The organism is Rhizobium sp. R634 (assembly GCF_002211305.1).
Classification (GTDB): Bacteria; Pseudomonadota; Alphaproteobacteria; order Rhizobiales; family Rhizobiaceae; genus Rhizobium.
Genome location: NZ_LOKW01000027.1, coordinates 113,825 through 123,853, shown reverse-complemented (window position 1 = coordinate 123,853; position 10,029 = coordinate 113,825). Strand labels below are relative to the sequence as shown.

Here is a 10,029-nt window from a genome sequence, read left to right as displayed (position 1 = left end):
CAGTGTGTCTTCTGTGAGAGGTACGAATGCGGGTGGCTTTCTATGCGCCGATGAAATCGCCGAACCATCCGGTGCCGTCGGGCGACCGGCTGATGGCCCGGCTGTTGATCCGGGCGCTGGAGCTTGCCGGCCATGAGGTCGAGGTCGTTTCCGAATTCCGCACCTATGCCGCGACACCGGAGGCGGCGGCGGAACTCGAACCCGCCATCGATGGCGAACGCGAGCGGCTGCGGCTGAAATGGAAGTCCGAGCCGCGACCCGAACTGTGGTTCTGCTACCATCCCTACTACAAATCACCCGACCCCTTCGGGCCTGCAATTTGCGCCGAATTCGCCATTTCCTATGTCACGGCCGAAGCCTCCTATGCGGTAAAACGCAACCGGACGGGCTGGGCTGCCCGGCAGAAGCTTGTCGGGGAGGCGATCATGCAGGCGGCGGTCAATATCAGCTTCACGGACCGCGACCGGGCCGGGCTTGAAGCGGCCTTTTCGGGGGCGAAGCTCGCTGAGCTGAAACCGTTCATCGATACCGCGCTCTTCGACATGGTATCGCCGAAGCCCGATCCACGCCGGCTGATGACGGTGGCGATGATGCGGGCCGGTGACAAGCTGGATAGCTACGCGATGCTTGCAAAGGCGCTCCGGCTGGCCGAAGACCGGCCCTGGACTCTTGCCGTCATCGGCGATGGGCCGATGCGGCCGCAGGTGCAGGCGCTGTTTGCCGACCTTTCCGGCCGGATCGAATGGCTGGGCGAGCGCAATGCCGCCGAAATCGCCGCGCTGCTCGGAGAGGGCGGTATCTATGTCTGGCCCGGCTGCGGCGAGGCCTACGGTCTTGCCTATCTCGAGGCCCAGGCCGTTGGGCTGCCCGTCGTGGCGCAAAAAACGGCGGGAGTGCCGGCAGTGGTCGAAGCCGGTGTGACGGGGCTGCTGACGCCTGACGGCGATATCGCCGCCTATGCTGGTGCCGTGACGGCCCTGCTCGACGACAGTGAAAGGCGCGACGCCATGGGGCAGGCAGCTCGGCGCTTCGTGCTTGAGGAGCGCTCGCTCGCGATGGCGGCGCGGGCGTTGAACGGAATTTTGCGGGATCATGTGGGAACAGGAGTGACGTGATGACCGATGGGGTTTGGGACCCGCTGCGCCGTGAGCTCGATCGCTGGCAGGCCGCCGGCCGGATGGCACGGTTCTGGCTGCGGGACGACGATGCTGTCGAGCCGACGCAGGCGCTGGAGACGCTGATGTCGGTGACTGGCGAGAGCCAAGTTCCGCTGACGCTCGCCGTCATCCCCGGACGGACCGGTCAGGCCCTGGCTAAGCGCCTGGCGGAGGAGACCGGCGTCACCGTTGCAGTTCATGGCTGGTCGCATACGAATCATGCCGGGCCGGAACGAAAAAAGCAGGAACTCGGAAACGACCGGCCGGCGGGCGTCGTGCTCGGCGAGCTGCGTGATGGGCTTCATCTCTTGGAGCGGCTGCATCCGGCCCGCTTCCTGGCGATGCTGGTGCCGCCGTGGAACCGGATCGACGCCGCACTCGTCCCGGCGCTGCCGGGGCTCGGATTTGCAGCGCTTTCCGTCTATGGCCGGGCGAGGCGGTATAGCCTGATGCCGCTCCTCAACACCCATGTCGATATCATCGACTGGCACGGCACCCGCGGCGGACGGAGCGAAGAGGAGCTGGTGGCGGAGCTGGTGGCGGAGCTTCACGACCGATTTGCCGGCAATGACGAACCTGTCGGCCTACTCGCCCATCATCTGGTGCATGATGCGGCTGCGTGGAATTTCCTGTCGGCCTTGTTCGCGACGACAGGCCGCCATCCGGCCGTCCTGTGGTCATCGGCAAGCGAACTTCTAAGGCCGCTCGAGATGTAGCGATTAGGCGGAGTGAACGCGCCCAAGGAACTCCCGGATGAGCGCCACGACTTCATCGAGATGGGTTTCGAGCAGCCAGTGCCCGCCGCCGAGCAGATGGAGCTCGGCGTCCGGGAGATCGCGCAGATAGGCCCGCGCCGACTTTTCCGGCATGTAGTGGTCGTTGGGACCCCAAACGATCAAGGTGGGAGGCCGGTATTCCCTGAGGTATTTCCGGTGTTCCGGAAACCAGGCCCGGTTCTCCTTCAACCCGGCAATGAGGTCTACGGCGATTTCCTTGCGCCGGGGCGTGACCAGCGACCAATGCAGCTTCCAGAGGTCCGGCGGGATCCTGTTTGCAAGCGCGGGCGGTAGGTCGTTGAGGAACTCCTCTTTGAAGGCCTCCTCATTGACCGCTTCCGCCAGCGCTTTCCTCATTTCCGGCCGCGGAAGCGTCCACGTCGCTTCGATATCCGCATATTTCGGTCCAAGCGCATCCTCATAGGGAATATCGCCGTTCTGGATGATGAGGGCGGCGATCCGCTGAGGCGCCCTGATCGCCAGCCGGGCGCCGATAGGCGAGCCGAAATCGTGGAGGTAGAGGACGAAGCGATCGACTTTCAACGCGTCGACAAAGGCTTCCAGCCAGGCGGCATAACCATCGAAACTGTAGTCGAAGTCATCAGGCGTACCGCTATAACCTGCGCCCGGGAAATCCGGTGCAATCAGACGCCAGCGGTCGGCAAGGCGCGGCATGAGGTTGCGGAATTCGTAGGACGAGCAGGGGTATCCGTGCGGCAGCAGCAAGACTGGGGCATCTTGCCGCCCGGCCTCGCGATAGAAGGTCTCGATGCCTGTGACGGTGATCCGGCGATGCTGGACGAGAGTGTCCATCGGGAATCTCCTCTTCAGCGGTTATTTCGGTTTCCTCGGACAGGCCTATGAGGCGAAGGCCTACCTCCGGTCCTCTTCAAATTGCGCGGCGCCTTCCACCGGCCGCAGCCATGGTTCGCGGCGTTTGATCCAGAGTTCGTAGCAGGGAACAAGAGGGGTCGGGGCCTGCGAAAGCATGCCAAGCTTGATTTCCGCTTCCTTATCATCGGCGGAAAACAGGCGCGAACCGCAGCGGGGACAGAAACGTCTTCCCTGGAATTCGCCGGTTTCCCCGGAATGTTCAAATCGGCCGGCGGGCCAAACGCCATAGAAGGTAAAGGCCGAGCCGCTTTCCTTCCTGCAATCCGTGCAATGGCAGATTCCGACGCGCAATGGTTCGCCCCGAACAGAAACGTGCACCTGCCCGCAAAGACACTTTCCGGAAAGCACGGCCATAACCGATCCCTGTTTTGTTGATTTCGCGCTGACGGGAGAACGGTCTGGCCCGGCATCGGTTCCGTCGCGACGGCACAGGTGGGCTTCACGGCATCAACACGGTGAAGGCGGCCTGCGGCCGCCTGCTAGATCACCACGGTCTGATTGTCGCGCGCGGCAAAGGCTTCCGGGAAGGCGGCCTGCGCCTGTGCTTCCATCTGGGCCAACTGTTCGTCCGTGCGGGAAGGGGCGTGGTGGAACAGCGCGAAGCGCTTGGCGCCCGCCATCTTGGCGAGCTCGGTGCCGTGCTGCCAGGTCGAATGGCCGAAGCCCTTGAAGCGCTGCATCTCGTCTTCATTGTAGGTGCAGTCGTAGACGACGAGATCGGCGCCCTGCATCATTTCCAGCGAAACGGGATCGTAGCTGCCCGGGATATGTTCGATGTCATAGACGAGAGCGATCGACCGGCCCTGCCACTCGATACGGTAGCCGATGGCTCCGCCCGGATGGTTGAGCATGAAAGTCTTGATCTCGATGCCCTCGTGCGGGGCGAGGGTCTGGCCGGGATGGAAGTCACGGAAGTTCATCGTCGCCTGACAGATGTCGGTCTTGACGGGAAACCACGGCGGGCTGATGAACTGCTCGACCATTTCCCGCGTGCTCATCTTGCCGTCGAGATGGCCGGACCAGATGTTGACGTTGATCGAGGGATAGTAGATCGCCTTGAAAAAGGGCAGGCCGATGATGTGGTCGTAGTGGCAATGGCTGAAGAAGAGATCGACATCACTGACGCCATCGGCGAGCAAGGACAGGCCCGCCTCGCGCAGGCCGGAGCCGGCGTCGAAGATCAGCCGGTGCTTTCCGCAGCGGACCTCAATGCAGGATGTGTTACCGCCGTAGCGGTCGAACTCGGGACCTGACACGGGAATACTGCCGCGCACGCCCCAAAATTTAACTTGAAACAGTTCTGTCGTCATCGTTCTTCAAACCGGCCTTCCCGCGTCGCCATCGTAACCATAGTTGTTCCCGATGCGAAGCAGCAGAATTCCACGGGTTTGCCTGCGTCCCCTTTCATTCTCCTAACCGCTAGCGGAAGAAGAAGTACATTTTCCTAAGCAATCGGCTTTCGCCTCGGAAAGCAACCCAGTATGGTTGGTTTTCCGTAAATGGGCGTCTGCAGGCGGGGACATTTTCCCGTTATCATGCCTATTAGATGGTTGTGCGCGATTGAAAAAGCAAATCGCCCCCTGCCGCACCGCCATATCCTTGCCGACGAGCCTAAAGCGAAGCGGTAATCCCGCCGTCGACCATCAGCATATGGCCATTGACGAAGGAAGAGGCGTCTGAGGCGAGGAAGACGGCCGCACCGACAAGCTCCTTTACTTCGCCCCAGCGGCCGGCGGGCGTGCGGGTTTCCAGCCAGGCGGAGAATTTCGGATCGTCGACCAGCGCCTGGTTGAGCGGCGTCCTGAAATAGCCGGGCGCGATGGCATTGACCTGCAGGCCGTATTTCGCCCAGTCGGTCGCCATGCCGCGCGTCAGGTTCTTCACCGCGCCTTTGGTGGCGGTATAAGGCGCGATGCCGGGACGGGCGAGCTCGGCCTGAACGGAGGCGATATTGATGATCTTGCCGCGGCCGCGCGATATCATCGCCTGGGCGACCGGCTGGCTGACATAGAACAGGCTGGAGACGTTCGTCTTAAAGATTTCGTCCCATTTGTTGACGGGGAAGGATTCCAGGGGTGTCCGGAACTGCATGCCGGCATTGTTGATGAGGATGTCGATCGGGCCGATTTCCGCCTCGATATAAGCGATGGCGCTGCGGCTCGCCTCGGCATCGGTGACGTCGAAGGCGGCGCTGACGGCATGGCGGTTATGACTGCGAATATTCTCGGCGGCGGCTTCCGCCTTCTGCGCATTGCGTCCGTTGATGATGACGGAGGCGCCGTGCTCGGCAAGCCCGAGCGCTAGCGCATGGCCGATACCCTGGCTGGAGCCGGTGACGAGAGCGCGACGGCCGGAAAGATCGAAAAGGGGAAAGGTCAAGGGACTGTTCTCATCTTGGGACATCAGCTTGAAAAACATAGCACCTGGTGCTACTTAGAGTCATGGCGGAGCGGATATTCAAAACCGGTTGGTTTACCAAGGCGGCTCGCAAAGCGCGGATATCCGATTCCGAATTATTGAAAGCTATCAGGCAGGTTGCGGAAGGCAAGGCCGATGATCTAGGCGGGGGCGTATTCAAGAAGCGATTGAACGACAACCAGCATCGGTCGATCATCTTGGCGAAAGCTGGCCGATTTTGGGTTTACGAGTATTTATTCGCCAAAAAGGATAGGGCCAACATTGAAGACGACGAACTTGTGAAGTTTCGCAGACTTACCAAATCATATGCTGGTCTTTCCGATAACCAGCTTCAGGAGTTGATCGATATCGGTCATTTTGTGGAGATCGAACATGGCAAAAAGTCTTAAGTACAAGAGCGATGCGTTCGAAGCGATTCACATGTCCGCGGAGGCTCTCCATAAAATAGGAGCGATCGACAAGGAAACGATGCGCTCCTTCGATGAAAGCTGCCTCGCTTCGCCGGGCGCTCTCGATCCCGCAGAAATCAAGGCGTTGCGGGAAAGCAATCATGTCAGCCAACCCGTTTTCGCCCGCTATCTCAATACCAGCGAATCCACCGTCCAGAAGTGGGAAAGCGGCGCCAAGCGGCCCAGCGGAATTGCGCTGAAATTGCTCTCGATCGTGCAGAAGCACGGGCTCCAGGTTCTGAGCTAGGCGGTTCCAAGCCGCTTGATATTTGTCGTCAGCTCCTTTGCCAGCCGCAGGCTCGCGCCGGTTGCCATCGCCATTTGTGGCAGGAGGAGCCATTCGAGCGTCCAGGCGGCGCCCGAGCGTTCCTGTTCGTGGACGAGGGACTGGTGGATGCCGGACAGCGCCGTGGCGTTGAAGCGGGCGAGCGAGACCAGGACTTCGGCGGAAACTGGGTTCTGCTTGTGGGCCATGGCCGAGGAGGCGCCGCCGCCTGAGATTTCGATCTCGCCGCCGGCCTGGGCGAGCATAGCGATATCCTGTCCCATCTTGCCGAGGCTGCCCGAGATCGAGGAGAAGAGGCCAGCGATGTCGGCGATCGGCAGACGCCCGCTCTGCCATTGCGGCTGATCAGTGAGGCCGAGTTCCTGGGCTAGAGAGGCGCGGATGGCGGCGGCCTGCGGCCCGAGTTTGTCCAAAGTGCCGGCGGCACCGCCGAACTGGACGGGAAAACTCTGCTCAGTCAGCCGGTCGCGATAGGTCGTCAGCGGCGCGCGCCAGGCATGGAGACGGTCGGAGACAGTGATCGGAATGGCCGCCTGCATGCGGGTATGGCCCATCAGCCGGTTGCCGCCGAACCGGCGCTCGAGCGCGTCGAGCCCAGTGAGGATCGCGGAAATCCGGCCGGCAAACAGGAAGGTAACGGCCTTCAAGCGGATCATCAGGCTGGTGTCGATGACATCCTGGCTGGTGGCGCCGAGATGAAGGCTTTTGGCCGCTTCCTCGCCGACTTCAGCGCGAAGCTGTTTGACGAGGTCGGGCACGACGACACCGTCTTTCGCCGTTGCCGAGCGAAGGCTGACGAGATCCGGAGAAAAACCGGCGCAGGCTTCGGCAATCTTCCTTGCGGCTTCGCCGGGAATGAGGCCGTGTGCGGCTTCGGCCCGGGCGAGCGCGGCTTCGAAGGAGAGCATGGCGCGAATATCGGCTTCGGCCGAGAAGTAGGGCGCGATTTCATCGTCGCCGAGAAGGCCGGAGAGGAAAGGGTGGTCGAAGGGCGATGTGTTCATGGTCTGCTCTTTGTGACTGCGCCCCCTCATCCGGCCGCCGCCACCTTCTCCCCGAGGGGAGAAGGGACTTGGGGCGGCCCTCGACGCTTTATGAGCTGGCGATCTCGTATGGCACTGTTCCCCTCTCCCCTCGGGGAGAGGGTAGGGTGAGGGGGCTATTTGCGCAAGAGCCTTGGGAACAAGCTGGTTGCGCCCCTCAGATATCCAGAAACACAGTCTCTTTCGGCCCCTGCAGATGGACATCGAAATGGCAGGTCGCGCCGTCGCGGGTGGCGATCATGGTTGAGACGCGCTCGCGATGTTCGATGCGCGACAGTAGCGGATCGGCGGCATTGGCTTCCGCTTCCTCCGCGAAATACATGCGCGTGTGCAGGCCGATATTGATGCCGCGGGCGACGATCAAGAAGCTGATGTGCGGGGCTTGTCTGCGGCCGTCCTTGAAAGGGACCCGGCCTGGCTTGATGGTCTCGAAGCTATAGACGCCGTCCTCGGCGCGGGTCGGGCAGCGGCCCCAGCCTGAAAAATTCGGGTCGGCGGCGCCACGCATTTCCGACGGGCTGTTGTAGAGACCGGCGCTGTCGGCCTGCCAGATCTCGACGACGGCGTCGCGCACCGGTGCGCCGGCGCCGTCGAAGATCCGTCCGGTGATGGTGATGCGTTCGCCGAGCGTCTTGTCGTTGAGCATCGCCGTGCCGAGATCGCTGTCGTAGACGCCTGTTATGTCGCAGAAATTGGGCGTCAGGCCGATATGGACGTAGGGGCCTGCCGTCTGCGACGGGGTTTCCTTGAGGTAGCCGAGCTCTTGCATGGTCAATTGCCCTCCAGTCTGTTTTCGAACATCGTCGAGCGGCGGCCGCGGAGCACGATATCGAATTTATAGGCACGCGAATCCATTGGGATCGTGTTGCCCCAGTCGAGCGGCGCGATCAGCTGCTCGATCGCCGCCTTGTCGGGGATCGTGCCGACGATCGGACATTTCCAGATCATCGGATCGCCTTCGAAATACATCTGGGTGATCAGCCGCTGGGCAAAGCCATGGCCGAAGATCGAGAAATGGATATGCGCGGGGCGCCAGTCGTTGACGCCGTTCGGCCAGGGATAGGCGCCGGGGCGGATGGTGCGGAAATGATAGCGGCCTTCCTCATCGGTGATGGCGCGGCCGCAGCCGCCGAAATTCGGGTCGATCGCCGCGAGATAGGTTTCCTTCTTGTGGCGATAGCGCCCGCCGGCATTGGCCTGCCAGAATTCGACCAGCGCGCCGGCCACCGGCTTGGCGCGCTCGTCGAGCACGCGGCCATGGACGATGATGCGCTCGCCGATGGCGCTTTCGCCGGGGCGCGCGTAATTCAGGATCAGGTCGTTGTCGAGCTCGCCGATCATCGAATGGCCGAAGACCGGGCCTGTGATTTCGGAGATCGAGCCATCGAGCGAGAGCAGCGCGCGCTGCGGCGAGCGCAGCACCGAGGTCTTGTAGCCGGGGGTGAACGCGGGGGGATGCCAGGCGCGGTCCCGGGCAAAGAAGGCGCCGGTCTCGGGCTTGCGGTTGAATAGTTCGGACATGTTTCCCCCTCAGGCCGCCTTTTCGGCGTCCATTTGTTCAAAGGCCTGCTTGGCGATCTTGATCGCGTGGTTGGCGGCGGGAACCCCGGCATAGATCGCGACATGCAGCAGCGCCTCGCAGATGTCTTCCCGCGATGCGCCGGTGTTGGCGGTGGCGCGCACATGCATGGCGACCTCGTCGTCCTGGCCGAGAGCGGCAAGCAGGGCGATCGTGACGATCGAGCGCTCGCGCTTCGTCAGGGCAGGGCGCGACCAGACATGGCCCCAGGCGGCTTCGGTGATCAGTTCCTGGAAGGGGCGGTCGAACTCGGTCGCAGCGGCTGAGGAGCGGTCGACATGGGCGTCGCCGAGCACGGCGCGGCGGGTGGCCATGCCCTGCCGATAGCGCTCGGAGGAGGACGCGGTCTCGTTCATCGGTTGGTTTCTCCAGGCGGAAGGGATGTGAGGAAGGCGCGGATGATCGCCGTCAGCGCCTCTGGCTGCTCGACGCAGGGAATGTGCGCGCAATCTGGGATGACTTCGTAACGGGCGCCGGAAATGAGCTTTGCGGTCGAGAGCACGAGGTCGGGCGGGGTGGAGCCGTCCTGATCGCCGACGATGCAGATCGTCGGGACAGAGATCGTTTTGGCCGCTTCGGTGAAATCGAAATCGCGGATCGCAGCACAGGCGGCGGCGTAGCCCTCGACCGGCTGGCGCGTCAGCATGTTGCAGTAACCTGAATAGGCGGTGTTCTCCGGCCGGCGGAAGGCGGGCGTGAACCAGCGCTCCATCACGGCATCGACGATGCTGCCGATGCCGTTCTTCTCGACCGCCGTAATGCGGGCATTCCAGCTTTCTGCCGTGCCGATCTTATGGGCGGTGTCGCTGAGGATCAGCGCGCGGACGAGATCCGGCCGGCGCTGGTAGAGCGATTGGGCGATGAGGCCGCCGACGGAGAGGCCACAGATGACGGCATCCTTCACCGACAGCAGATCGAGCAGGCCGGCAAGGTCGGTCGCGTGGTCCTCGATCGACGCAGGGACCTGGCCGACATCGGAAAGACCGTGGCCGCGCTTGTCGTAGAGCACGATGGCGAAGTCGCCGGCAAGCCGCACCACGACATCGCGCCAGATGCGGAAATCCGTTCCGAGCGAATTGATAAAGACGATCACCGGCCTGTCGGCGGGCGCGCCGATGACCTGATAGTGGATTGTTACGTCGTTTATGCGGGCGAATTGCACTTCACGTCCTCATCAAGCTAGCTCGGCCGAGTGGCCGGCATGTTTGGTTTCCCGGCGAAGTGCGACAACGCCGCGAACGGCTCTGTCGTCCCCCATTCTCCGTCATGCTCGGGCTTGACCCGAGCATCCAAGCGGCACCCATAAGCAGCCGGGGCATGGATCCTCGGGTCAAGCCCGAGGATGACGGAGAGTGGGGAGGCTCTTCACCAAACTCGTCCCAGCATACAAAGCCCATCCAACGGCACCTACTCCTAACAACAAAACT

General features: G+C 62.4%; 13 protein-coding genes. 4 read left to right on the top strand and 9 right to left on the bottom strand.

Features of this window, described 5'->3' with window-relative positions; genetic code table 11:
• The first annotated feature begins 26 nt into the window (after positions 1-26).
• Positions 27-1,115: a glycosyltransferase family 4 protein gene (locus ATY77_RS28125; RefSeq protein WP_088689778.1), complete on the top strand. Its 1,089-nt coding sequence runs from the start codon at positions 27-29 to the stop codon at positions 1,113-1,115.
• Entirely contained in the window at positions 1,115-1,873 is a 759-nt protein-coding gene (locus ATY77_RS28120; RefSeq protein WP_088689777.1) for a polysaccharide deacetylase family protein, read from the top strand. The genes ATY77_RS28125 and ATY77_RS28120 overlap by 1 nt, the downstream gene beginning before the upstream one ends.
• Positions 1,874-1,876: 3 nt before the next feature.
• Here the strand turns inward: ATY77_RS28120 and ATY77_RS28115 are convergent, their stop codons facing one another.
• The 4 genes from ATY77_RS28115 to ATY77_RS28100 form a co-directional block, all read right to left on the bottom strand.
• Positions 1,877-2,746: an alpha/beta hydrolase gene (locus ATY77_RS28115; RefSeq protein WP_088689776.1), complete on the bottom strand. Its 870-nt coding sequence runs from the start codon at positions 2,744-2,746 to the stop codon at positions 1,877-1,879.
• Between the two features lie 60 nt (positions 2,747-2,806).
• Entirely contained in the window at positions 2,807-3,181 is a 375-nt protein-coding gene (locus ATY77_RS28110) for a GFA family protein (RefSeq protein ID WP_088689775.1), read from the bottom strand.
• A 125-nt stretch (positions 3,182-3,306) separates the two neighbouring features.
• Entirely contained in the window at positions 3,307-4,137 is an 831-nt protein-coding gene (locus ATY77_RS28105) for an MBL fold metallo-hydrolase (protein ID WP_088689774.1), read from the bottom strand.
• 301 nt (positions 4,138-4,438) lie between these two features.
• The gene (locus tag ATY77_RS28100; RefSeq protein WP_088689773.1) at positions 4,439-5,206 is read right to left on the bottom strand and encodes an SDR family oxidoreductase; all 768 of its coding nucleotides are present in this window, start codon (positions 5,204-5,206) and stop codon (positions 4,439-4,441) included.
• Positions 5,207-5,268: 62 nt separating this feature from the next.
• On the opposite strand from ATY77_RS28100, the gene ATY77_RS28095 reads away from it, so the two are divergent.
• A complete protein-coding gene (locus ATY77_RS28095; RefSeq protein WP_088689772.1) occupies positions 5,269-5,634 on the top strand; it encodes a type II toxin-antitoxin system RelE/ParE family toxin in 366 nt (121 codons plus the stop codon).
• Positions 5,618-5,941 (top strand): DNA-binding transcriptional regulator, encoded by a 324-nt coding sequence (locus ATY77_RS28090; RefSeq protein ID WP_088689771.1) that lies wholly within the window; start codon positions 5,618-5,620, stop codon positions 5,939-5,941. The genes ATY77_RS28095 and ATY77_RS28090 overlap by 17 nt, the downstream gene beginning before the upstream one ends.
• Here the strand turns inward: ATY77_RS28090 and ATY77_RS28085 are convergent.
• The 5 genes from ATY77_RS28085 to pcaD all read right to left on the bottom strand — a co-directional run bounded on the left by ATY77_RS28085 (position 5,938) and on the right by pcaD (position 9,764).
• The gene (locus ATY77_RS28085; protein ID WP_088689979.1) at positions 5,938-6,984 is read right to left on the bottom strand and encodes a 3-carboxy-cis,cis-muconate cycloisomerase; all 1,047 of its coding nucleotides are present in this window, start codon (positions 6,982-6,984) and stop codon (positions 5,938-5,940) included. The two genes, ATY77_RS28090 and ATY77_RS28085, sit on opposite strands and share 4 nt — an antisense overlap.
• Before the next feature lie 196 nt (positions 6,985-7,180).
• On the bottom strand, positions 7,181-7,792 hold the full coding sequence (pcaG, locus tag ATY77_RS28080) for a protocatechuate 3,4-dioxygenase subunit alpha (RefSeq protein ID WP_088689770.1): 612 nt from the start codon (positions 7,790-7,792) through the stop codon (positions 7,181-7,183).
• A 2-nt stretch (positions 7,793-7,794) separates the two neighbouring features.
• Positions 7,795-8,544 (bottom strand): protocatechuate 3,4-dioxygenase subunit beta, encoded by a 750-nt coding sequence (gene pcaH, locus ATY77_RS28075; protein WP_088689769.1) that lies wholly within the window; start codon positions 8,542-8,544, stop codon positions 7,795-7,797.
• Between the two features lie 9 nt (positions 8,545-8,553).
• Positions 8,554-8,958, bottom strand: a complete 405-nt coding sequence (gene pcaC / locus ATY77_RS28070; protein WP_088676240.1) for a 4-carboxymuconolactone decarboxylase — start codon at positions 8,956-8,958, stop codon at positions 8,554-8,556.
• A complete protein-coding gene (pcaD, locus tag ATY77_RS28065) occupies positions 8,955-9,764 on the bottom strand; it encodes a 3-oxoadipate enol-lactonase (RefSeq protein WP_088689768.1) in 810 nt (269 codons plus the stop codon). The genes pcaC and pcaD overlap by 4 nt, the downstream gene beginning before the upstream one ends.
• Between the last annotated feature and the right edge of the window lie 265 nt (positions 9,765-10,029).